The sequence below is a fragment of the Neorhizobium petrolearium genome (assembly GCF_017873175.1).
Classification (GTDB): domain Bacteria; phylum Pseudomonadota; class Alphaproteobacteria; order Rhizobiales; family Rhizobiaceae; genus Neorhizobium; species Neorhizobium petrolearium.
This window is the reverse complement of sequence record NZ_JAGGJW010000003.1, coordinates 13,793-35,449: the sequence shown is the minus strand read 5'-3', so window position 1 is coordinate 35,449 and position 21,657 is coordinate 13,793. Positions and strand designations below refer to the sequence as shown.

General features: G+C 62.3%; 21 protein-coding genes. 2 read left to right on the top strand and 19 right to left on the bottom strand.

Features of this window, described 5'->3' with window-relative positions:
* Positions 1-137 precede the first annotated feature (137 nt).
* A complete protein-coding gene (locus J2046_RS06390) occupies positions 138-569 on the bottom strand; it encodes a MarR family winged helix-turn-helix transcriptional regulator (protein ID WP_210050365.1) in 432 nt (143 codons plus the stop codon).
* Between the two features lie 416 nt (positions 570-985).
* On the opposite strand from J2046_RS06390, the gene polA reads away from it, so the two are divergent.
* Positions 986-3,976 (top strand): DNA polymerase I, encoded by a 2,991-nt coding sequence (gene polA, locus J2046_RS06385; RefSeq protein ID WP_210050364.1) that lies wholly within the window; start codon positions 986-988, stop codon positions 3,974-3,976.
* An 11-nt stretch (positions 3,977-3,987) separates the two neighbouring features.
* Here the strand turns inward: polA and phnN are convergent, their stop codons facing one another.
* From phnN to phnG, 14 genes are all read right to left on the bottom strand, one after another.
* The gene (gene phnN / locus J2046_RS06380) at positions 3,988-4,590 is read right to left on the bottom strand and encodes a phosphonate metabolism protein/1,5-bisphosphokinase (PRPP-forming) PhnN (protein WP_210050363.1); all 603 of its coding nucleotides are present in this window, start codon (positions 4,588-4,590) and stop codon (positions 3,988-3,990) included.
* Positions 4,590-5,729 (bottom strand): alpha-D-ribose 1-methylphosphonate 5-triphosphate diphosphatase, encoded by a 1,140-nt coding sequence (locus J2046_RS06375; protein ID WP_210050362.1) that lies wholly within the window; start codon positions 5,727-5,729, stop codon positions 4,590-4,592. Before J2046_RS06375 ends, phnN begins: the two co-directional genes overlap by 1 nt.
* The gene (locus tag J2046_RS06370) at positions 5,726-6,439 is read right to left on the bottom strand and encodes a DUF1045 domain-containing protein (RefSeq protein WP_210050361.1); all 714 of its coding nucleotides are present in this window, start codon (positions 6,437-6,439) and stop codon (positions 5,726-5,728) included. The genes J2046_RS06375 and J2046_RS06370 overlap by 4 nt, the downstream gene beginning before the upstream one ends.
* A gap of 111 nt (positions 6,440-6,550) precedes the next feature.
* Entirely contained in the window at positions 6,551-8,056 is a 1,506-nt protein-coding gene (gene phnE / locus J2046_RS06365) for a phosphonate ABC transporter, permease protein PhnE (protein ID WP_210050359.1), read from the bottom strand.
* A 13-nt stretch (positions 8,057-8,069) separates the two neighbouring features.
* The gene (gene phnE / locus J2046_RS06360) at positions 8,070-9,029 is read right to left on the bottom strand and encodes a phosphonate ABC transporter, permease protein PhnE (protein WP_210050358.1); all 960 of its coding nucleotides are present in this window, start codon (positions 9,027-9,029) and stop codon (positions 8,070-8,072) included.
* A 77-nt stretch (positions 9,030-9,106) separates the two neighbouring features.
* Positions 9,107-10,012 carry a phosphonate ABC transporter substrate-binding protein gene (gene phnD, locus J2046_RS06355; RefSeq protein WP_210050357.1) on the bottom strand — a complete coding sequence of 302 codons (906 nt, stop codon included), beginning with the start codon at positions 10,010-10,012 and terminating at the stop codon, positions 9,107-9,109.
* Positions 10,013-10,096: 84 nt separating this feature from the next.
* A complete protein-coding gene (phnC, locus tag J2046_RS06350) occupies positions 10,097-10,954 on the bottom strand; it encodes a phosphonate ABC transporter ATP-binding protein (RefSeq protein WP_210050356.1) in 858 nt (285 codons plus the stop codon).
* A gap of 115 nt (positions 10,955-11,069) precedes the next feature.
* Complete coding sequence (locus J2046_RS06345) at positions 11,070-11,687, bottom strand: DapH/DapD/GlmU-related protein (protein WP_210050355.1); 618 nt, start codon at positions 11,685-11,687, stop codon at positions 11,070-11,072.
* Positions 11,684-12,394 carry a phosphonate C-P lyase system protein PhnL gene (gene phnL, locus J2046_RS06340; protein WP_210050354.1) on the bottom strand — a complete coding sequence of 237 codons (711 nt, stop codon included), beginning with the start codon at positions 12,392-12,394 and terminating at the stop codon, positions 11,684-11,686. The genes J2046_RS06345 and phnL overlap by 4 nt, the downstream gene beginning before the upstream one ends.
* An 11-nt stretch (positions 12,395-12,405) precedes the next feature.
* On the bottom strand, positions 12,406-13,182 hold the full coding sequence (phnK, locus tag J2046_RS06335; RefSeq protein ID WP_210050353.1) for a phosphonate C-P lyase system protein PhnK: 777 nt from the start codon (positions 13,180-13,182) through the stop codon (positions 12,406-12,408).
* Positions 13,179-14,060 (bottom strand): alpha-D-ribose 1-methylphosphonate 5-phosphate C-P-lyase PhnJ, encoded by an 882-nt coding sequence (locus J2046_RS06330; protein ID WP_210050352.1) that lies wholly within the window; start codon positions 14,058-14,060, stop codon positions 13,179-13,181. The genes phnK and J2046_RS06330 overlap by 4 nt, the downstream gene beginning before the upstream one ends.
* Positions 14,057-15,163, bottom strand: a complete 1,107-nt coding sequence (locus tag J2046_RS06325) for a carbon-phosphorus lyase complex subunit (RefSeq protein WP_210050350.1) — start codon at positions 15,161-15,163, stop codon at positions 14,057-14,059. Before J2046_RS06325 ends, J2046_RS06330 begins: the two co-directional genes overlap by 4 nt.
* Before the next feature lie 93 nt (positions 15,164-15,256).
* Positions 15,257-15,859 carry a phosphonate C-P lyase system protein PhnH gene (gene phnH / locus J2046_RS06320; protein ID WP_210050349.1) on the bottom strand — a complete coding sequence of 201 codons (603 nt, stop codon included), beginning with the start codon at positions 15,857-15,859 and terminating at the stop codon, positions 15,257-15,259.
* The gene (phnG, locus tag J2046_RS06315; RefSeq protein ID WP_210050347.1) at positions 15,859-16,332 is read right to left on the bottom strand and encodes a phosphonate C-P lyase system protein PhnG; all 474 of its coding nucleotides are present in this window, start codon (positions 16,330-16,332) and stop codon (positions 15,859-15,861) included. Before phnG ends, phnH begins: the two co-directional genes overlap by 1 nt.
* Before the next feature lie 83 nt (positions 16,333-16,415).
* Here phnG and phnF point away from each other — a divergent pair, with 83 nt between their 5' ends.
* The gene (phnF, locus tag J2046_RS06310; protein WP_210050346.1) at positions 16,416-17,156 is read left to right on the top strand and encodes a phosphonate metabolism transcriptional regulator PhnF; all 741 of its coding nucleotides are present in this window, start codon (positions 16,416-16,418) and stop codon (positions 17,154-17,156) included.
* A 62-nt stretch (positions 17,157-17,218) separates the two neighbouring features.
* On the opposite strand, the gene J2046_RS06305 is transcribed toward phnF, so the two are convergent.
* The 4 genes from J2046_RS06305 to J2046_RS06290 all read right to left on the bottom strand — a co-directional run bounded on the left by J2046_RS06305 (position 17,219) and on the right by J2046_RS06290 (position 21,652).
* Positions 17,219-17,854: a 2,3-bisphosphoglycerate-dependent phosphoglycerate mutase gene (locus tag J2046_RS06305; RefSeq protein ID WP_210050345.1), complete on the bottom strand. Its 636-nt coding sequence runs from the start codon at positions 17,852-17,854 to the stop codon at positions 17,219-17,221.
* A 22-nt stretch (positions 17,855-17,876) separates the two neighbouring features.
* Complete coding sequence (gene dapB / locus J2046_RS06300; RefSeq protein WP_210050344.1) at positions 17,877-18,698, bottom strand: 4-hydroxy-tetrahydrodipicolinate reductase; 822 nt, start codon at positions 18,696-18,698, stop codon at positions 17,877-17,879.
* Positions 18,699-18,721: 23 nt separating this feature from the next.
* Positions 18,722-20,506, bottom strand: coding sequence for an ABC transporter ATP-binding protein (locus tag J2046_RS06295; protein WP_210050343.1), 1,785 nt, complete (start codon positions 20,504-20,506; stop codon positions 18,722-18,724).
* Positions 20,507-20,629: 123 nt separating this feature from the next.
* The gene (locus tag J2046_RS06290) at positions 20,630-21,652 is read right to left on the bottom strand and encodes a glucokinase (protein ID WP_210050342.1); all 1,023 of its coding nucleotides are present in this window, start codon (positions 21,650-21,652) and stop codon (positions 20,630-20,632) included.
* Positions 21,653-21,657: the final 5 nt, after the last annotated feature.

Here is a 21,657-nt window from a genome sequence, read left to right as displayed (position 1 = left end):
TGAAGCCTCTCGGAAGCGGGTCTCTTGGAAAAACGTGTCAATCGTTACGGCGTCCGACTGTGTTAGCAAGCCTCCGCGGGTCGGCACAATGGCAAAGAGGAAAACTGCGTCCGCAGGCGGGGGCCTGCCGGGAGAGGCTAAAGTTTCCGCGCGTTCTCGACGATCATTCGCATGTATTCGATCATCAGCTCCCGTTCGAAGCGCTTGAAGCCTGAAAAAAGGGCGGCATCCGCTTCGGCTGCGGCTTCCACGGCCTGAACCTCGAGATCGCGGCCAAGCTGGGTGAGTGTAATGATCTGCGCCCGGCGGTCACCGGGATGGGGCGCGCGCTGGATGAGCCCATCCCGCTCCATCCGCGAAAGCGTATTCGCAAGCGTTGCCTGCTCCACGTCCAGCCTGTCGAGGAGTTGCTTCTGGGTAAGCCCGTCCTCCTGCCAGAGTTCGAGCAGGACGGGGAATTGGCCTGGAGAGAACCCCAGTGCCATCGACCGGCTCTGCAGGGAGCGTGCGAAGCCTTTGGCCAATTGACTGGCCAGATAGGTGGCAGAATGCCGACGGTCGAATGTCATGATCTAGGTCTCCATCCCCTCCCTTGATGCGCCCTTTGAGATGTGAATCCTGCAGATATATCGCACGCCATGCTTTCGCCAAGCCTGTGCGAAGACATGCAGGACGATAAGTTTTTCGTTCTCAGGAAAATGAAAAACCGCCATGGCCGGGAGGGGACAGCCATGGCGGTTCTGATGGAGGGGCAAAGACCCGGAGAGGGGGATAGGTCTTTGCCCGGTCTGGTGCGGCGGGGGACAGGCCGGCTGCCAGACTGCGGCGTGATCAATCGCCGGTACACATCAGATGTGAGGCTGAATGCGGCTTTTCAAGGGAACCGTCTATTACAAATCAGTAACGTTCGGGTGAGGATCGGAAGCAGGGCGACAGGCGAAGTTTTCATGGACGGATGAAATGCCTCACGCTATTCCTTTGGCCCATGAAAAAAGGCGATCATCTTTTCCTTATCGACGGTTCCGGCTTCATCTTCCGTGCGTTCCACGCATTGCCGCCGCTCACCCGTAAATCCGATGGCTTGCCGGTCGGCGCAGTCTCCGGCTTCTGCAACATGCTGTGGAAGCTGCTGACCGATGCGCGCGACACATCCGTCGGTGTGACGCCGACGCACTTCGCGGTCATCTTCGATTATTCCGCGAAGACCTTCCGCAAGGACATATATGACGCCTACAAAGCCAACCGGCAGGCTCCGCCCGAAGAGCTCATCCCGCAATTTGGGCTGATCCGCGAGGCGACCCGCGCCTTCAACCTGCCTTGCATCGAGACGGAAGGTTTCGAGGCGGACGACATCATCGCCACCTACGCGCGTCAGGCCGAGGCGATCGGAGCCGACGTGACGGTCGTCTCCTCCGACAAGGACCTGATGCAGCTCGTGACGCCGATGGTCCACATGTACGACAGCATGAAGGACAAGCAGATCGGCATTCCGGACGTCATCGAGAAATGGGGTGTGCCGCCGGAAAAGATGATCGACCTCCAGGCCCTGGTCGGCGATTCGGTGGACAATGTGCCGGGTATTCCGGGCATCGGTCCGAAGACGGCCGCACAGCTTCTCGAGGAATTCGGTGATCTCGATACGCTGCTTGCCCGTGCCGACGAGATCAAGCAGGTGAAGCGGCGGGAAAACATCGTTGCCAATGCCGACCAGGCGCGCTTGTCGCGCCAGCTCGTGTCGCTCAGGACCGACGTGCCGCTCGACTTGGCCCTCGATGCGCTGGTGCTGGAGCCGCAGAACGGCCCGAAGCTGATCGCCTTCCTGAAGGCCATGGAGTTCACCACGCTGACCCGGCGCGTGGCGGCGGCCTGCGATTGCAACGCCGAAGAGATCGAGCCGGCCGCCCTGAAGATCGAATGGGGCGCGGGGGCTCGCGGCCCGGATCTCGATGCCGGGGTTCCGGCGAAAGCGCCGATCGATACCGGCGAGGCCGCGGCCGAAGCGCCGGCGAGTCTCCCCAAGGCGGCCATCGCAAAGGGTGTCGGGGCCGCAACGCCCGCTGAACTGGCGCAGGCCCGCATCGAGGCTTTTGCCAAGGCCAAGCTCGACCCGAGTTGCTATGTGACGATCCAGGATGTCGAGGTGCTTGACGACTGGATCCGGGCGGCGCAGGAGACAGGCCTCGTCGGCTTCGATACGGAAACCACTTCTCTTGATCCGATGCAGGCGGAACTCGTCGGCTTCTCGTTGGCAATCGCCGACAATACCGATAATCCGACCGGCCTTGCCGTTCGTGCAGCCTATGTGCCGCTGATCCACAAGACGGGAGTGGGCGACCTGCTCGGCGGAGGACTTGCAGAGAACCAGATTCCAACATCCGAGGCGCTTGCCCGCCTGAAACCGCTGCTTGAAGATCCGTCGGTCCTCAAAGTGGCCCAGAACCTGAAGTTCGACTATCTGGTGATGAAGCGCCACGGCATCACCGTCGAAAGCTACGACGACACGATGCTGATGTCCTATGTCCTGGAGGCCGGCAAGGCCAACCACGGCATGGACGCGCTTTCGGAACGCTGGCTGAACCACAAGCCGATTGCCTTCAAGGATGTCGCCGGCAGCGGCAAGTCGGGCGTGACTTTTGACTATGTCGACATCGACAAGGCGACAGCCTATGCGGCGGAAGATGCCGATGTGACGCTCCGCCTCTGGATGGTCTTGAAGCCGCAACTGGCTGCCATGGGGCTGACCACCGTCTACGAGCGGCTGGAACGGCCGCTGGTCGAAGTCCTGGCGCGCATGGAAGAACGCGGCATCACGATCGACCGGCAGATCCTCTCGCGCCTTTCCGGCGAGCTTGCCCAGAAGGCGGCTGCTTTCGAAGACGAAATCTATCAGCTCGCGGGCGAGAAGTTCACCATCGGCTCGCCGAAGCAGCTCGGTGATATCCTGTTCGGCAAGATGGGCCTGCCGGGCGGAGCCAAGACCAAGACCGGCCAATGGTCGACATCGGCGAGCGTGTTGGAAGACCTTGCGGCTACAGGCCATGAACTGCCGCGTAAAATCGTCGACTGGCGGCAGCTCACCAAGCTGAAGTCCACCTATACGGATGCGCTGCCGGGCTATGTCCATCCCGAGACGAAGCGGGTCCATACCTGTTATTCGCTGGCTTCCACCACGACCGGGCGCCTTTCGTCCTCCGAGCCGAACCTGCAGAACATCCCGGTGCGCACGGCGGAAGGACGAAAAATCCGCACGGCCTTCATCTCGACGCCCGGCCACAAGCTCGTCTCGGCCGACTACAGCCAGATCGAGCTGCGCGTGCTCGCCCATGTCGCCGATATTCCGCAACTGCGGCAGGCCTTTTCGGACGGTATCGACATCCATGCCATGACCGCGTCCGAAATGTTCGGCGTGCCGGTGGAAGGCATGCCGAGCGAGGTTCGCCGCCGCGCCAAGGCGATCAATTTCGGCATCATCTATGGCATTTCCGCCTTCGGGCTTGCCAACCAGCTCGGCATCGAACGTTCGGAAGCGGGCGACTACATCAAGAGATATTTCGAGCGCTTCCCGGGCATCCGCGACTATATGGAGAGCACCAAGAGTTTTGCACGAGAGAACGGCTATGTGGAGACGATCTTCGGCCGCCGGGCGCATTATCCGGAGATCAAGTCCTCCAATCCCTCCGTGCGGGCATTCAACGAACGGGCATCGATCAACGCGCCGATCCAGGGTTCGGCAGCGGATATCATCCGCCGCGCCATGGTGAAGATGGAGCCCGCGCTCGCGAAAGCGGGCCTGTCGGCGCGCATGCTCCTGCAGGTGCATGACGAATTGATCTTCGAAGTCGAGGACGAGGAGATTGAACGGACACTGCCGGTGATCATTTCGACCATGGAGCAGGCGGCCATGCCGGCGATTGCCATGAAAGTGCCGCTGAAGGTGGATGCGCGTGCGGCGGGCAACTGGGACGAGGCTCACTGAGACGATTGGGCTCAGTGCTCGCGCGGAGAATCCGGGTAGAGGGAGAGGAGTGCCTCGACCATGGCCCCGCCCGCCATTTCGATCGAAGCGCTGTTATCGACCGTCATGACCTCATAATCGCCTTCGACCGAAAGCGAGCTACGCTCCAGCCGGCGCAGGATTTCTTCCCGCGTCTCCCGGCCACGTCCCTCCAGACGGGCGGCAAGCACATCGAGGCTAGCTGTCACGTTGATCACGATGAGCCGTGAATATGCCGCCTTGAAACGGCCAAGGGCGGAGCGGGAACCATTGGCAACGACGAGCCATCCCCGGTCGACTGCCTCTTTCGTCTCGACGGGGATGCCGTAGCGTAAGCCATGCGCACCCCAGGACACGGCAAAACGGCCGGCCTTTTCCAGCGCTTCGAATTCGGCTTCCGACACGCTGTCATGGTCCTCGCCGCCGGCGGCGGCATCACGGGTGATCACCCGCCGCACGAAGACGACGTCGTCGCGCCCCTCGAAGAACCGGGCGGCATAGGCCATCAACGTGTCCTTGCCGGCGCCGCTCGGACCGACGACGGCGACCATGCAGCCAGTTGAGATCGGCTCGGCCCCTGTCGGCCTCGCGTCCATCACGCTACCCGCCGTCCTTCCCGCCAGACCGCTCGGGCGACCGGAACGCCCTCCATGCGGTAGACGCGCACGACATCGGCGCGCAGCCCGGTCGCGATCCGGCCGCGATCATCGAGGCCAACGGTGCGGGCAGGCGTCGCGGTCACCATGGCGAGCGCCTTCGGCAGGGAGATGCCTTCCACTTCGTCAGCCAACACGAAGGGTGCGTGCAGCAGACTGAGCGGTACGTAATCGGAAGAAAGCACGTCGAGCACGCCCCGTTCGGCGAGATCGCGGGCGGCGATATTGCCGGAATGGGATTTGCCGCGCACGATGTTCGGCGCGCCCATCAGCACGCTCATGCCGGCCTCGTGCGATGCCTTGGCCGCATCGAAGCTGGTCGGGAATTCAGCGAGCCTGACGCCGTTTTCGATCGCCTCGTCCACATGGGTGAGCGTTGCATCGTCATGGCTTGCGACCGTGATGCCGCGCTCGGCGCAGACTTTGGAGATGGCGCTACGGTGCGGCCCCGAATTGCGGGCCGACTCCCCCTGGCGCTTGGCCACGAAGGCGGCAAAGGCCTCGTCGCTGAGGCCCCGCTTCGTTTGGTAATAGAGGGTATACTGGTCCATCGTCTGGAACTGCCGCTGGCCCGGCGCATGGTCCATCAGCGAAACAAGCCGGACATGCGGATCGTTCTCGAAATCGACAAAATGCTCCATGCAGTTGTCGGCCGAGACCTCGCAGCGCAGGTGGATAAAGTGTTCCGAACGCAGCCGGCCTTGCCGACCGGCAGCCTGGATGGCATCGGCCATCTCGCGCATCTCGCCCCTGACAAAGCCGCCGTCTTCATCCGCGCCCATACGCAGGCAGTCGAAAACGGTGGTGATGCCGGAGGTGGCGACCTGCGCGTCATGCGCCTGGATCGCGGCGATCGTGTTCCAGCGCACGCCCGGACGCGGCGAATAGTGCTGTTCCAGATGGTCGGTATGCAGCTCAACAAGACCGGGGATCAGGTAGTCGCCCTCGAAATCCTCGCCGGTCCGGACATTGCCTTCCGAGATGTCGGCGATCCTGCCGTCACGGATCTGGACGGAGCCGTGGATCATGCCGTCTTCGAGGACGATACAGGCATTGGTGAGCACGAGTTCGGCGGTCATGATGCGATCTTTCTATTCTCGGAAACGGGCGCGAGCGGATGCCAGCGATGGACGGTGAAGGGCGCGCCCCGCTCGGTCTCGATGAAGAGCGCAAGCCCGTCGATCGTGAGCGGCGCGTTTGCAAACTCGGAAAATCGGCGGTCCAGCTCTTTGCGCATGGCTGGTGCATATTCGGGCGGCACCTGACCGGTCAGCGTCATGTGGAAGCGGAATTCGTCCATGACGTAGGGATAACCCCAGCGGTCGAGGTTGGCGCGGTGCGTGGCGCTGAGGGTCTCCGGTTTGCGCCGCGCGATATCCGCATCCGAAAGTGGGGCGCGGAAAGGTTCGAATTCCTCGACGACGCGGGCGGCGAAATGCTGGAGATCGGGATAGACCGTGTCGGGAACGAGCGCGAAGAAACGCCCGAGTTGATCGACGATGACGTTCGGAATGTCGAATGCCGGAGTGTCTGCGGCGAAACGCTCGACAGCAGCGATCAGGTCCGCCTCGGTCCGGTCGGAATGCAGCTCGAACGGCGCCTTGAGCGTCGCATGGAAGCCATAGCGGTGCGGGTCGGCGGTCAGCTCATGGATAGTGTCCCTGGCCAAACCGTCCGCCTCCGGCGTCGGGAACGTCTCGCCAGTAAAGGCGTCGCGGCCGAGCCAATGCGTCGCGGCTTTCGTCAGCGGATGGGTTTCGGCGGGCGAAAAGTAAAGAGCGTAGCGCAAGACAGGATTCCGGAATCACAAAGAGGCCGGCTAAAGACTACCCCGCCGCCTCACGTCAAAACAGGACCTCCGGCTAAAAGATTTCCATGACAGAATGATGATGCCGGCTGTTCAATGGTTCGTTTTGCCGATGAGCCGGGAGCGCAGGGCATTCGAAATATTGTCGAACAGGAAGACGACGATCAGGATCAACACCACCATATAGGCGACGTTCTCCCAGTCGGAATTGGTGCGCATCGCCTCCCACAGCTTGAGGCCGATGCCGCCGGCTCCGACCGCGCCGATGACGGTGGCGGACCGGATATTGGACTCCCAGAAATAGAGCGCCTGCGACATGAAGACCGGCATGACCTGCGGCACGACGCCGAAGCGCTGCACGGCGGACGGCGGCGCGCCAACGGAGCGCACGCCCTCGCGTTGCTTGTCGTCGATATTCTCCAGCGCTTCCGAATAGAGTTTGCCGAACGTGCCGGTATCGGTGAAAAAGATCGCCGAGATGCCGGCAAGCGGCCCGGGACCGAAGGCGCGGGTGAAGAACAGCGCCCAGATCAGCATGTCCACCGAGCGCAGGAAGTCGAAGAAGCGCTTGGTGATCTGGTTCACTGGCCGGTTGCGCAGGATGTTGCGGGCGGCGATGAATGACAGCGGAAAGGCGAGCATCGTGGCGAACAGCGTGCCGATGAAGGCCATGACGACCGTCTGCAAAAGCTTGGTCCACACGTCCAGATGTTGCCAGGACGGATTGTAGAGGATGTCATTCCAGGCGAGCGACAGGTTGCTGCGCGACGGATCGAGCCGTTCGCCGGAGATGACGAGACCTGCCACCTCGCCGGCGGATTTCCCGAAGAAGGCGGAATTGGTGTCGAAGAAGAAGTTCTCCCAGCCGAGGAACCGCTTGCGCACGCGCACCCGCTCCGCGGATATTTCCGCCCAGCCGGAGAAGCCGAAATAGGCGACCACGCGAGCGCCTGGAGACCGTTGCTCGGCCCATTCGGGCAGGACGCCGTCCGCGCGCACTTCGCCGGACGTCCGGTCGAGGATGAGCCTGACGGTTTCCGCACCGCGTGTGAGCACGACCTCGTCCGGTTTCACGTCGATGGTGCGCGATGTCCCCAGCGTGACGAACGCATGCGTTACGATCTCTTCCGTGCGTGTCTGGCTGGCGGTCGCTGCTTGCGGTGCGGCTTCTCCCGGCTTCGGTGCCTGCGCCATGAAGCTGAAGCTGGATGAGGGGGCCGCGGACTGGGTGGAGGGTGCCGCCGGAGCCTCGATCGTGCGGGTTGCCGTTTCGCGCGTGGCCTCGAGCCAGTCAGGGTTCGGATTGGGGCCGATCGGGTCGAAACGGGGATAGCTGATCCGCATGGCGCCGTCCGCGTCGATCTCGATATCCGGGCGGATTTCGTAGGAAATCCAGTCGGCCAGATAGCTGCCGGCAATCCCCCAGTTGGCATCGTTGATGACCTTGCCGACCGCGAAGAACCACCAGGAGAAAATCAGATAGAGGGCAAACGAGAACACGATGATCGGAACGTGAAACCGTTGCCACAGCGTGCGCCTGAATATCTCGGGGTGGCGCTTCGCCAGCATTTCCATCTCGGCGGTATTGAGAACAGTCATGGCGGAACCCCGGTCAGATCATATGGAAGGCCTGCTCGCCGACCAGTCTGCGGCGGAGCCAGGCGGAAAACTGGTCGACGGCGATGATCGTCAGAAGCAGGAGGATGATGATCGCGAGCGTCTTCGCCTCGTGACCGCGTCCGATCGACAGGCGGAGTTGTTCGCCGATGCCGCCACCGCCGACGGCGCCGATGATGGTCGAGGCCCGGACGTTGATCTCCAGGCGCAGCAGGAAGTAGCTCATGAAATTCGGCATGACCTGCGGCACCATGCCGAACCAGGCCCGCTCCACCCAGTTCGCGCCCACGGCCTTCAGACCTTCTTCCGGCTTCATGTCGGCGTTTTCGATCACTTCGAAGAAGAGCTTGCCAAGCGCGCCGATGGTATGGATCGCGACCGCGATCACCGCCGGCAGTGGCCCGAGAGACAGAATCGCGAGGAAGAAGCCGGCGAGCACCACTTCCGGAAAGGCGCGCAGGATTTCCATGAACCGGCGTGCCGTACCGCGTATCCAGACATTGGTGGTCATGTTGCGGGCGGCAAGAAATGACAGGAGAAATCCGAAAACCAGCCCGATCAGTGTGGCCAGAAGCGCGATGTTGAGTGTTTCCGCCATCTTGTAGAAATATTCAGGTATGTAGAAGCTGCCGGTTATGTACTGGCGGCCCTCGACATAGTCGTATTTCATGCTGCCGTCGTAATAGGGCGAAGGCAGGTCGAACATCGCCCGCCAGATTTCCATCCCGTCCCGCGGTATGAGCTCGCCGACGAAGTCGAAGAAATGCGGGAGCCGGTCGAAGAACTTGCCGGCATTGGTCTCGTTGGCGAACCACAGCGAGCCTGAAACCGTGATCAGCAGGATGACTGCGGTCAGCACCGTGTAGAGGCGGCGCTGGCCCGCAAGCTGCTGCCAGTGGCGCTCGACCATCAGCCCGTTGTCGCTCAATCGCGGCTGCAATACGGAAGTCGGCATATGTTTTCCCTGATCCCGGCAGGCAAGAGAAGGCCGTCGAGCGGATATCCGTTCGACGGCCGCTTCATCGGGGTTTATCAACCGCCGATCGTTGCCTTGCGGGCGTCGATGATCGGCTTGTAGAAGTCGGCATTCACTTCGGCGAAGCCGGTAAAGTCACCGCCCTGAACGGCGGAGAAGCAGGCCGGATCGGCCTTCGGCAGATCCATCATGAACTGCTTGAACTTGGCCTTCATGTCGGCGTTCATGGACGTGCGGACGACGACCGGGCCATTCGGGATGAGCGGCGATTTCCAGAGCTCGACGAGGTCGTCCATGTTGAGGATGCCCTTGTCGACCATCTTGCGCAGGTTGCCGGACGAATAGCCGTCCTTGAATTCGCCGACGCCCGAGCCCCAGGTGGTGCCGGCAGCAAACGTGCCCTTGACGACTTCGAGAACGAGGTTCTCGTGACCGCCGCCAAAGCCGGTTTCGCTGAAGTATTCCTTGACCGGTGCGCCGATGGCTTCCGGAAGGGTAACGGTCGGGATGAGGAAACCGGACGTGGAGTCGGGATCGGCAAAGCCGAGCTTCTTGCCCTTCATGTCGGAGAGCTTGGTCATGCCCGAATCCTTGCGGGCGACCATGATGGAGTAATAGCCCATCGATCCGTCGGTCTGGACCGTGGTCAGGATCGGCTCGACGGCCTTGGGGTTGGCGAGATAGACCTTGGCATAGGCGGAGGCGCCAAGCTCGGCATAGTCGAGCGTGCCGCCGAGCAGGCCCTGAACGACGCCGTCATAGTCGGCGGCAGGAAAGAGCGAAACCTTTTCGACGCCGATCGCCGCCGGCAGCTTGTCGACCATGCACTGGAAATTGCGCAGGCGGTCCGCCTCGTTTTCACCTCCAAGGATACCGATACGGAATTCCTTGAGATCTTCGGCGGCAGCGGAGCCGGCAAGCGCAGCCAATGCTACGGCTGCAAGAAGAGCTTTCTTCAACATGGATTCATCTCCTGTTTCCCGGGTTCCCCCGGATTGGCTGTTGTGAACGATACCCTTGACGCGGGCAGGCGATCCTGGTGCGGCTCAGGCCCTGGCGGTCGCCAGCGCCTCGATGCCTGCAGATAGAGGCACACCAGCCGGGCTTGCCGTGCCGGAAGTGCCGATGCTGGTGGATGTCATGGTTTCATCAATACCGGCGCCGTCCTTGTCAGAGCCGTAGATCTCGCGCACCGCGGCGGCATCGAGCTCATGCGGCGGCCCGTCGAAGACGACGCGGCCCGCAGCCATGCCGATGATCCGTTCGCAATACTTGCGGGCAGTATCGAGCGTATGCAGGTTGGTGATGACGGTGATGCCTTCGCGCTCGTTGATGTCGCGCAGCGCGTCCATGACGATCTTGGCGTTGAGCGGATCGAGCGAGGCGATCGGCTCGTCGGCAAGCACCATCTTGGGCGCCTGCATCAACGCACGCGCGATCGCGACCCGCTGCTGTTGCCCGCCCGACAGCGTTCCGGCCCTTTGCAGCGCCGTCTGCTCGATGCCGAGGCGCTCAAGGGCGGCGATCGCCATCAAGCGCTCTTCCCGGCTGAAGATGTTGAGAAGGCTCGTCACCGTCGAGCGGTGGTTCAGCCGCCCGAGCAGCACGTTGGTGAGCACATCGAGGCGCGGCACCAGGTTGAACTGCTGGAAGATCATCGCGCAGTCGCGCTGCCAGTTGCGCAGCGCCGCACCCTTGAGCGCGGACACCTCGACCCCACCGAAATGGATGGAACCGGAGCTCGGTTCCTGCAGGCGGTTGATCATGCGCAGGAGGGTGGATTTGCCGGCGCCGGAGCGACCGATGACGCCGACCATCTGGCCCTGGGGAATCTCCACGTTCACGGCATTGACCGCGATGCGATCGCCAAAACGGCGGGTGACATTCCTCAGCTCGAACTTCATGCTCTCTCGCCCGTCCATCCCTATCATAGGGCTTCGATTAGCGGGCGTTCGTGAAGCCTGAATGTCGGTTTTATGTCGGTATTGTTACAATCCCCTGATGTTTGTAACGGTTGTGTTACGCCGCATGGCGGGACAGGAATTCTTCCGCCGAAAGAGCCCGGAAATCCTCAAGAGCGGCTCTCAATTTCAGGTGGTCCCAATCCCACCAGGCGAGCCTGTCCATTGCCTCGCCGACCGCTTTTGTAAAGCGCTCGCGAATGAGTTTAGCCGGCACGCCGCCGACGATCGTGTAGGGCGCGACATCCTTCGAGACGACCGCACCGGCGCCGATCACTGCACCGTTCCCTATGGTGACACCGGGCAACACCGTCGCGCCATGGCCGATCCAAACGTCATGCCCGATCACCACGCGGTGGTCGCGCCGCCATTCAAAGAAGCTCTGTTCGTTTTCCGCGTCGTCCCAGTAATTTGCAGCGCGGTAGGTAAAGTGATGAAGCGTCGCCCGCCAGGTGGGGTGATTGGTGGCGTTGATGCGCACGGAAGCGGCCATGTTGACGAACTTGCCGATCGTCGCGCACCAGATCGACCCGTCCTGCATGATGTAGGAATAGTCGCCGATCTCGGCCTCGTCGATGCGGCAGCGCTCGGAGACTTCCGTATAGCGTCCGAGGGTTGAGTTGGACACCTTGGCGCTTGGATGGATAGCCGGCTCAAGACCAAGCTTCTTGCTCATGCTGCAACTGCCTTTCGGGGGGAGAACTGCGTGACGTCGAGAATGCGGTCCGCGACTGCCTCGCGCACTTCCTCGTCGTGGAAGATGCCGAGAAGGGCCACGCCTTCCCGCTTCTTCCCGGCTATCATCTCGACCACGACCTGCCGGTTGACGGCATCGAGCGAGGCGGTCGGCTCGTCGAGGAGCAGGATGCGGTGGCTGGTGATAAAACCGCGCGCGATGTTGACGCGCTGCTGTTCGCCACCGGAAAAAGTGGCAGGCGGCAGCGACCAGAGTTCCTGCGGCAGGTTGAGCTTGGCGAGCAATTCCGCGGCTTTCTTCCGGGCTTCGGTCGCTTCAACGCCGCGTGCGACGAGCGGTTCGGCGACGACATCGACCGCCGCCACGCGCGGCACGGTGCGCAGGAACTGGCTGACATAGCCCATCGTATGCCGACGGACATCGAGAACGGTGCGCGGATCAGCACGGGCGATATCGATGAGCCGGTCCTTGTGATCCACGAGGATCTGGCCGGAATCGACGGCATAATTGCCGTAGAGCATCTTCAGGATCGAGCTCTTGCCGATGCCCGACGGGCCGCCGAGCACCACGCATTCTCCGCTTGCGACGGAAAAGCTCACGTCGTTGACGACCGGCAGCTTGATGCCGTCGCGCAGGTGCATGGTGAAGCTCTTGAAGACTTCCGAAACGACGAGGGGAGTTGCCATTGGTCTTCTCCTCAGACCTGAAGAATGGAAGAAACGAGCAACTGCGTATAGGGCTCGCGCGGGTCGTCGAGCACCCGGTCGGTCAGCCCATGCTCGATCACATGGCCGTCCTTCATCACCATCATCCGGTGCGACAGCAGGCGCGCGACCGCAAGGTCATGGGTGACGACGATCGCCGACAGGCCAAGGTCGTTGACGAGGCCGCGCACCAAATCGAGCAGGCGGGCCTGCACGGAAACATCAAGCCCTCCGGTCGGCTCGTCCATGAAAACGAGGCGGGGATGGGTGACGAGATTGCGGGCGATCTGCAGGCGCTGGCGCATGCCGCCTGAAAAAGCGCGCGGCTGGTCGTCGATGCGGTCGGTCGAAATTTCGACGCGGGCAAGCCAGTCGCTCGCCGTCTCGCGGATCTTGCCGTAATGCCGGTCGCCGATCGCCATCAGCCGCTCGCCGACATTGGCGCCGGCGGAAACCGTCATGCGCAGCCCGTCGACCGGGTTCTGGTGCACGAAGCCCCAGTCGGTGCGCATCAGGAAGCGGCGCTCCGCCTCTCCCATATGGTAGAGGTCGCGGAAATTGCCGTCGCGCATGCGGTATTCGACGCTGCCGGTCGTCGGGATCAGCCGGGTCGAGAGGCAATTCAGCAGCGTCGTTTTGCCCGAGCCGGATTCTCCGACGATGGCGAGCACTTCGCCCGGCCAGAGATCGAAGGAAACACCCTTGCAGCCGATGCGGCTGCCATAAAATTTCGAAACGCCGCTGACTTTGAGAAGAGGGGTATCGGTCATTCCGCAGCTTCCTTGCTTGGCGCCAGCATCGCGCCGGCATGGCCGTGTTCGCGGCGTTCTTCGCAATGGTCGGTGTCGGAGCAGACGAACATGCGGCCGCCCTTGTCGTCGAGCACCACCTCGTCGAGATAGACGCCCTCGGCGCCGCAGAGCGCACAGGGCTGTTCGAACTTCTGGATCTCGAACGGATAGTCTTCGAAATCGAGGCTCACCACCTCCGTATAGGGCGGCACAGCGTAGATGCGCTTCTCGCGGCCGGCACCGAAAAGCTGCAACGCTTCCGACAGGTGCATTTTCGGGTTGTCGAATTTCGGCGTTGGCGACGGGTCCATGACGTAACGCCCGGCGACCTTCACCGGATAGGCATAGGTCTTCGAGATGCGGCCGTTATGCGCGATGTCCTCGTAGAGCTTCACATGCATGAGCCCGTATTCCTCCAGCGCATGCATCTTGCGCGTCTCGGTCTCGCGCGGTTCGAGGAAGCGCAACGGCTCCGGGATCGGTACCTGGTAGACGAGGATCTGGCCTTCGGCGAGCTTCTGCTCGGGAATGCGGTGGCGCGTCTGGATGATCGTCGCATCCTTGGTATGGGTGGTGACGGCGACGTTCGCGACCTTCTGGAAGAAGGCACGGATCGAGACGGCATTGGTCGTGTCGTCGGCGCCCTGGTCTATCACCTTCAAGACGTCTTCGGGGCCGATGATCGAGGCGGTCACCTGCACGCCGCCGGTACCCCAGCCATAGGGCATCGGCATTTCGCGGGAGGCGAAGGGCACCTGGTAGCCGGGGATGGCGATCGCCTTCAGGATGGCGCGGCGGATCATCCGCTTCGTCTGCTCGTCGAGATAAGCGAAGTTATAGGTGGCGAGGTCGGTCACTCGGCAGCCTCCTGCAGGTCCTTGCCGCTGTTGCGGGCGGCTTCGATATCGGCGCGCATCTTGCGCACCAGAGCGAGTTCCGCCTGGAAGTCGACGTAGTGCGGAAGCTTCAGATGTTCGACAAAGCCGGTGGCCTGTACGTTGTCCGAATGGGAGATGACGAATTCCTCGTCCTGGGCCGGCGCGGTGATGTCTTCGCCAAGCTCCTCGGCGCGCAGCGCGCGGTCGACCAGCGACATCGACATCGCCTTGCGTTCGCTCTGTCCGAAGACGAGCCCGTAACCGCGGGTGAATTGCGGCGGCGCCTTGGAGGAGCCCTTGAACTGGTTGACCATCTGGCATTCGGTGACGCGGATGCGCCCGAGCGAGACGGCAAAGCCGAGTTCCGCGACCTCCATTTCCACCTCCACTTCGCCGATGCGGATTTCACCGACGAAGGGGTGGTTCCGGCCGTAGCCGCGCTGGGTGGAATAGCCGAGGGCGAGCAGAAAACCCTCGTCGCCGCGGGCAAGCGCCTGCAGGCGCAGGTCCCGGCTCATCGGAAATTCCATCGGTTCGCGCGTCAGGTCACCGGCCAGATGATCCGCGGGAAACTCACCGTCCGGCTCGATCAGGCCTTCATGCGCAAGGATGTCGGAAACCCGCATGATGCGTTCATCCGAAGCATCCTTCCGCTTCGGCTCATCGACCGGCTCGTCGGTGAGCAGCGAGGGGTCGAGCAGGCGGTGCGTGTAATCAAAGGTAGGCCCGAGAAGCTGGCCGCCCGGCAGATCCTTGTAGGTCGCCGAGATGCGTCGCTCGACTTTCATGGTTGCGGTATCGAGAGGAACAGAAGCGCCGAAACGAGGCAGTGTCGTGCGATAGGCACGCAGGAGGAAGATCGCCTCGATCAGGTCACCGCGTGACTGCCGGACGGCAAGGGCTGCGAGCGCCCGATCATAGAGCGAAGCTTCCGCCATCACCCGGTCGACGGCAAGCCCGAGTTGCTCAATGATCTGACCGATGGTGACGGAAGGAAGGGAGCGGTCGCCCCGGCGCCGGTCGGCCAGCAACTCGTGAGCGTTATTGATGGCGGCCTCGCCACCCTTGACGGCAACATACATGGTTTCACTCTCCTGCCCATCGTCCGGCATCCCCGCTAGATGCCGGAAAGGGTTGGTCACTCTGCCTCGGGGGCTGAAAAGTCAGACACCCGTTCACTGGACTGCGATCTTGGTCGTTCGCGGCAGGCACAACAGGGTCCTGCCGGCCGTCAGGATGACGTCGATGCCGCGCGGGAAGAGCGCCCGGTTCTCGGCCCACAGTCTCGGGAAAACGTCGGGAAGGCCCCTGACCCTGGTGGTCGTGGCATCCTGGATGCCGGGGCCGGTCAGTGTAAGCTGCTGGCCCTCATCGAGAGCAGCGACCTCGATCATCAGCGTCGTGGAACGGTCCGGATATTCCTGAGTGCCGGCGGCAAACAGGCCGAAGGAGGCGAGCGTTGCGCCAGCCTCGACGAACGCGAACCGGGCCTCCGCTTTCTCGCGGGTAACCGGCGCGCCAGTGTGGAACACTATCCATTCGCCGACGGAGGATTTTGCGAGGCCCGCGCTCAGCCAGACCGGCGTCTCGTGGTCGCAGAGGGTCAGCGCGATTGCGCCTGCCGCTCCTCCCAAAGGTTCAGGCTGGCCGACATCGGAACTCACGGTGCGGATCGTTCCCGGACGCGCCATGCCGTCCATCAGCAGACGGAACATGCTCTGGGATTCGAATACCGGTTCACCGAACCCGCCGGAAAACGCTTGCGGCTTGATGCTCATCAATCCTCCCCCCGTACCATTGTGAAGAAATCGACCCGGGTTGCTGCGGTCTCCTCCGCCTTTTGCCGGTCCTCCGCGGCAATGCGTGTCTCTATGGGGGCAAGCAAAGCGGCCTCCACAAAAGCGCGCGTCTCCGCTTCCTGCCAGAGCGCGTCGAACACGGCGGCAAGCCGCACATTTTCCTTATCCGTGCCGAGCGCTTGCGCGTGACCCGCCGTGCCGGATGCAAGCAGCACCGTTGCGCGGGTCACCGTTGCCTCGCCGAGGTTGAAGGGAGCTCCGCCGCCGCCAATGCGCCCGCGCACCATGACGAGCCCGGTCTCCGGCCCGCGCACGGGCTTCACATCCGGTTTTGTCGGAAGCTCCTCCCAGGCGGTATTCAGTTCGACCGTCTTTGCTCGCGCGAGGAGGCTGGCCGCGCGGCGGCGTCCGGCCGTTTCTTCACTCGCCTCGATTTGTTTTGCTGGGTCCATTGCCAAGCCCTCAAATGTCTATTAATATAGACAACCATACAAATCATATTATTCATAACTCTCGGATATAACAAGCGTGTGACATGGATGTGGGACAGATAAACGTCCAACGGCAGAATGGCGTGGCGCTCTGGCGGCAGATCGCCGACCGCATCCGGGCTTCGATCGCCAACGGTGAATACGACGCGACCGGGATGGTGCCGCCCGAGATGGTGCTGGCCGCCCAGTTCGGCGTAAACCGCCATACGGTGAGGAGCGCTCTTGCGGCGCTGGCCCAGGAGGGCATCGTCCGTGCCATGCAGGGACGCGGCACGCTGATCGAGCGTAAGGAGCGTTTGAATTTCCCGATCTCGCAGCGTACCCGTTTCACAGAGGGGATCGGCGATCAGGCGCGGAAAAAAGAAGGCTTGCTTCTGAGTTCGGCGGAGGAGCCGGCACCGGCCGCTCTTGCCTCAAGCCTGCGCATTGCCGAGGGTGCTCCGGTCATCCGGCTGGAAACGCTGAGAAAGGCCGACCGGCGACCGGTCTCGCGCTCGACCAACTGGTTCCCCGCCGGCCGTTTTGCCGGAATGAAGGAGGCTTATGAGGCCAGTGGTTCGATCACTGCGGCCTTTCAGGCACTCGGCCTTTCCGATTACTGGCGCTTTTCGACGGAGATCACCGCAACCCATGCGGATGGGGCAGACCTTGCCGACCTGCAATTGTCGCCGGGAGCCATCATCCTTGTCGCCCGGGCGTTGAACGTCGATCCGGACGGAGTGCCCGTGCAGTATGCCGTCAGCCGTTTTCCGGCGGATATGGTCCAGTTCACGATCGCGAATTGACAACGCCGGCCCCTGTACGAAACAAAGGCCGGCATCCAGAATAGAAGAAGCGGCGCTCGATGTCAGTGCGCGCCGGACATGTCGCCGAGAACCTGCTTGGAGGCGACTGTAGAGTCGGGGTTGAGCTTGTAGACCATCGGCACGCCGGTCGCGAGGTTGAGCTTCAGGATCTCTTCCTTGCTGAGCCGATCGAGCACCATTACCAGCGCACGCAGCGAATTGCCGTGTGCTGCGACGAGAACCGTCTCACCTCGCAGTACGCGCGGCAGGATCTCCGTCATGTAATAGGGCCAGACGCGGGCGCCGGTGTCGCGCAGGCTCTCGCCGCCCGGCGGCGGCACGTCATAGGAGCGGCGCCAGACATGCACCTGTTCCTCGCCCCATTTGGCGCGGGCGTCATCCTTGTTGAGGCCGGAAAGATCGCCGTAGTCGCGTTCGTTGAGCGCCTGGTCGCGGATCGTTTCGAGGTTCGGCTGGCCGACCTTTTCAAGCACGATGCGGCAGGTTTCCTGGGCGCGCTTCAGCGCCGACGTGAAGGCGACGTCGAACTTGATGCCGGTGTCGGCGAGCGCCTGCCCGCCCGTCTCGGCTTCCTGGATGCCGAGCGGGGTGAGATCGACGTCACGCCAGCCGGTGAACAGGTTTTTGAGATTCCAGTCGCTCTGGCCGTGACGGACAAGGACGAGGGTGCCGCTCATGAAAAGAAATCCTCCGGAAAGTTCAGCGGGAAAGCCCGAGCACGTCGAGCATGGAATAAAAGCCGGGCTTCTTGTCGCGCGCCCAGAGCGCCGCCGCAACCGCGCCGCGCGCGAAGATGGAGCGGTCGCGCGCGCTGTGCGAGAGCGTGACGAGTTCGCCTTCGCCGGCAAGGATGACGGAATGGTCGCCGACGACCGAACCGCCGCGAAGCGTCGCAAAGCCGATCGTGCCGACAGGGCGTGGGCCCGTATGGCCATCGCGAACCCTGACGGACTGGCTTGCCAGATCGATCCCGCGCCCCTTTGCTGCCGCTTCGCCGAGCAGCAGCGCCGTTCCGGACGGTGCATCGACCTTGTGCTTGTGATGCATTTCCATAACCTCGATATCCCATCCCGTTGCGGGAAGGGCTCTCGCCGCCTGTTCGGTAAGCACGCCGAGCAGGTTGACCCCGAGGCTCATGTTGCCGGACTTGACGACGCGCGCGTGACGGGCGGCGGCCTTGAATTTCTCCTCGTCCTCGATCAAGCAGCCGGTCGTGCCGATGATATGGACGATACGGGCCTGGGCGGCGAGGCCGGCGAATGTGACGCTTGTTGCCGGGGTGGTGAAATCGAGCACGCCTTCGGCATCGAGAAAGGCCTGCAGCGGATCGGTGCTGACGGGCACGCCGAGCGGGCCGACACCCGCGATCTCACCGGCGTCCTTGCCGATGAAAGCCGACCCTTCGCGTCCCACCGCCGCATGCAGCGTCACGCCCTCGGTTTCATGGATAACCCGAATCAGGGCTTGGCCCATCCGGCCCGCCGCGCCGACCACCACCAGTCTCATGTCATTTACGGCCATGTGCGACGTCGTCCCTAGTTTCGTCAGATGCGCTTTTCAGGCGATTGTAAATTGTTGAGCCGAGCGTAAAGACCGTCCTTGCGCTGTGCAAGCACATCGTGGGTGCCTTCCTCCACGACGCGGCCTTCATGCATGACGATGATCTTGTCGGCCTTGACAACGGTCGAAAGACGATGGGCGATGACAATCACGGTGCGGCCGCGCATGGCCGTGTCGAGCGCTTTCTGGACGGCCGCTTCGGATTCGTTGTCGAGCGCGGATGTGGCCTCGTCGAGAAGCAGGATCGGCGCATTGCGCACCAGTGCCCGGGCGATCGAAAGGCGTTGCCGCTGGCCGCCGGAAAGCGTCATGCCATTTTCGCCGACCGGCGTTTCATAGCCCATGGGCTGCGCGAGGATGAAGTCATGCGCATAGGCAAGCCGCGCGGCTTCCTCGACTTCCTGATCGGTCGCATCCGGCCGACCGTAGCGGATGTTGTCGCGGATCGAGCCCTCGAAGAGATAGGGCTGTTGCGAGACATAGGCGAGCTGGCGGCGTAGCGATTGCCTGGTGACGTCCGCGATGTCCTGCCCGTCGATCAGGATGCGACCTTCCGTCGGATCGTAGAAGCGCGGGATGAGGTTGATGATCGTCGATTTGCCTGCTCCCGATTGACCGACCAGCGCGGTCGTCTTTCCACCCTCGGCGACGATATCGACACCCTGAAGAATCGGGCCGCCATTGGCATAGGAGAAGGTGACGCCCTGCAGTTCGACGCGGGCATCCTTAACGACGAGATCCCCGGCGCCCGGCTTTTCCCGCTGGTGCGGTTGCATGTCGAGCAAATCATAGATCATTCGGGCGTTTACAACCGCGCGCTCGATCTGGACTTGCATTTTGGCAAGTCGCCGGGCCGGGTCGTAGGCCATCAGGAGCGCAGCGACAAAGGCGAAGAAAGCTCCGGGCGGGATATTGTCATAGATCGAGCGGAAGGCCGCATAGGCGACTACGCTGGAAATAGCGAGGCCTGCAAAAGTCTCGGTCAACGGTGAGGTGCGCTCCGAAAGCCGGGCTATGCGGTTGCTGCGACGTTCCGCCGTGTCGATGATGCGATTGACCTTGCGGTTGAGCTCATCCTCCATGGTAAACGCCTTGACGACGGTAATTCCCTGGATTGTCTCCTGCATGGCGCCGAGCACTTGGCTGTTGACTTCCACCGACTCCCGCGTTGCTGCGCGAAGGCGTCGTGAAACATAGCGCAGGGCATAAAGAAGCGGCGGAGCAACGGCGAACACGATCAGCGACAGAACCCAATCCTTGGAAACCATGACAGCGATCAAGGCGATGAGCGTTAGCAGGTCGCGCGCCGTGGACGTGACCGTCAGGTTCAGCACGTCACGGATGCCGGAGATATTCTGGTTGAGCTGAGCTGCAAGCTGGGCCGAGCGCTTTTCGGCGAAAAAGCCGACCGAGAGCGCCATGAGGTGTCTATAAATGCGCTGCTGATATCTGGCGACGATGTTGTTGCCGATTTTCGAGAGAGTAACGGCCTGACCATAAGTCGCAAAGCCGCGAAGCAGAAACGCCAGGAAAATCGAGCCGCAGATCCACCATACGATATCGGCTCGCTTGTTGGCGAAGGCCTCGTTGACGACCGACTCCATGATCCAGGCGGTGAAAGCGGTGGAAAGCGACATCGCCACGAGACACAGAATCGCAAAGATGTAGCCACGGACGTGGTCCTTGCCATTCTCAGCGATGACGCGTTTTAGAACGCTGGCGGCTGTGCCCGAGTCGATATGGTGTCTTTTGTCCTTGGCAGCTTTCAAAGGTTTTCCCGTACCGGCTTTAAAGATGCGATATCCGTGCGGGGCGTATTAAACGCTCAGGAACGCTTTTGAAAGCGGCAGGTCCCAGATTCGAGTGTGCTGTTGCATTCCGGCATGGTCGGATCAGCGTAGCCAGCGGCGGCCATCCATGGAGATCCCATAGGTGGAGGGCGTGCGGGCAAAGCTTGCAAGCCCGGCGAGAGCCGCCTGCGGATGGGTGACCACGAAGGTCGGGATCGTGCACATCAGCTCGGTATGCGGTGCCTTGTCCTCGAATGCTGTGCGGAATTCCGGGCCTTTCAGCGCCGGGATGATCTTCTGCGAGATGCCGCCGGCGAGATAGACGCCGCCGCGGGCCATGAAGATGAGCGCCATGTCGCCCGCCACGCGGCCGAGATAGGTGGCAAAAAGCGCAAGCGTTTCGATCGCCTGCGGGTTCGCGCCGTTGAGGCCATGCGCCGTGATGTCGGCCGGATCGGAAAACGCCGGCTCTAGCCCATCTGCCGCACAGACAGCTTGATAGATGTTCACGACGCCGCGTCCACTCAATATCTCTTCGGCGGAAACGCGGCCTTCGATCCTCCTGAGATGCGGAAAGATTTCGAAATCACGCTCGGAACGGGGCCCGACATCCACATGCCCTCCCTCGCCGGGAACCGGAAACCACATGTGCCGGGCGTAGACGAGGCCTGCGACGCCGAGCCCTGTTCCGGGGCCTAGCACGACGCGGGAGGCGAGATGCGGCTCGTCATGGGGGCCTAGCGCTTCGCGATATTCCTCCGGCAGTGCCGCAATCGCGAGCGCCTGCGCCTCGAAGTCGTTGACGACCAGCACGTCCTCGAAGCCGAGATTGGCGATCATCATCTTCGGGCGGACGATCCAGTCGCAATTGGTCAGGTCGATCTCGTCACCGTCGATTGGCCCGGCAACGGCAAGGATTGCCGAACGCGGCTGCACCGAAGTCTTGTCCAGCACGACCGTCTGGATCGCGTCATCGATCGTGGCATAATCGGCGGTGCGGACATGCGGGAAGGGCTTCGGCTCGGCATAGGCGTCGATCAGGATCGAAAAGCGGGCGTTCGTCCCTCCGATATCGCCGATCAGGATCGGAAAGGGCAGTTTGTCGGTCTTCATGCTATCGGCCATCGGGG

Coding starts and splice junctions, on each gene's coding strand:
- J2046_RS06390 (WP_210050365.1), bottom strand. CDS start 569: ATGACATTCGACCGTCGGCATTCTGCCACCTATCTGGCCAGTCAATTG.
- polA (WP_210050364.1), top strand. CDS start 986: ATGAAAAAAGGCGATCATCTTTTCCTTATCGACGGTTCCGGCTTCATC.
- phnN (WP_210050363.1), bottom strand. CDS start 4,590: ATGGACGCGAGGCCGACAGGGGCCGAGCCGATCTCAACTGGCTGCATG.
- J2046_RS06375 (WP_210050362.1), bottom strand. CDS start 5,729: ATGACCGCCGAACTCGTGCTCACCAATGCCTGTATCGTCCTCGAAGAC.
- phnE (WP_210050359.1), bottom strand. CDS start 8,056: ATGACTGTTCTCAATACCGCCGAGATGGAAATGCTGGCGAAGCGCCAC.
- phnE (WP_210050358.1), bottom strand. CDS start 9,029: ATGCCGACTTCCGTATTGCAGCCGCGATTGAGCGACAACGGGCTGATG.
- phnD (WP_210050357.1), bottom strand. CDS start 10,012: ATGTTGAAGAAAGCTCTTCTTGCAGCCGTAGCATTGGCTGCGCTTGCC.
- phnC (WP_210050356.1), bottom strand. CDS start 10,954: ATGAAGTTCGAGCTGAGGAATGTCACCCGCCGTTTTGGCGATCGCATC.
- J2046_RS06345 (WP_210050355.1), bottom strand. CDS start 11,687: ATGAGCAAGAAGCTTGGTCTTGAGCCGGCTATCCATCCAAGCGCCAAG.
- phnL (WP_210050354.1), bottom strand. CDS start 12,394: ATGGCAACTCCCCTCGTCGTTTCGGAAGTCTTCAAGAGCTTCACCATG.
- phnK (WP_210050353.1), bottom strand. CDS start 13,182: ATGACCGATACCCCTCTTCTCAAAGTCAGCGGCGTTTCGAAATTTTAT.
- J2046_RS06325 (WP_210050350.1), bottom strand. CDS start 15,163: ATGTATGTTGCCGTCAAGGGTGGCGAGGCCGCCATCAATAACGCTCAC.
- phnH (WP_210050349.1), bottom strand. CDS start 15,859: ATGAGCATCAAGCCGCAAGCGTTTTCCGGCGGGTTCGGTGAACCGGTA.
- phnG (WP_210050347.1), bottom strand. CDS start 16,332: ATGGACCCAGCAAAACAAATCGAGGCGAGTGAAGAAACGGCCGGACGC.
- phnF (WP_210050346.1), top strand. CDS start 16,416: ATGGATGTGGGACAGATAAACGTCCAACGGCAGAATGGCGTGGCGCTC.
- J2046_RS06305 (WP_210050345.1), bottom strand. CDS start 17,854: ATGAGCGGCACCCTCGTCCTTGTCCGTCACGGCCAGAGCGACTGGAAT.
- dapB (WP_210050344.1), bottom strand. CDS start 18,698: ATGGCCGTAAATGACATGAGACTGGTGGTGGTCGGCGCGGCGGGCCGG.
- J2046_RS06290 (WP_210050342.1), bottom strand. CDS start 21,652: ATGGCCGATAGCATGAAGACCGACAAACTGCCCTTTCCGATCCTGATC.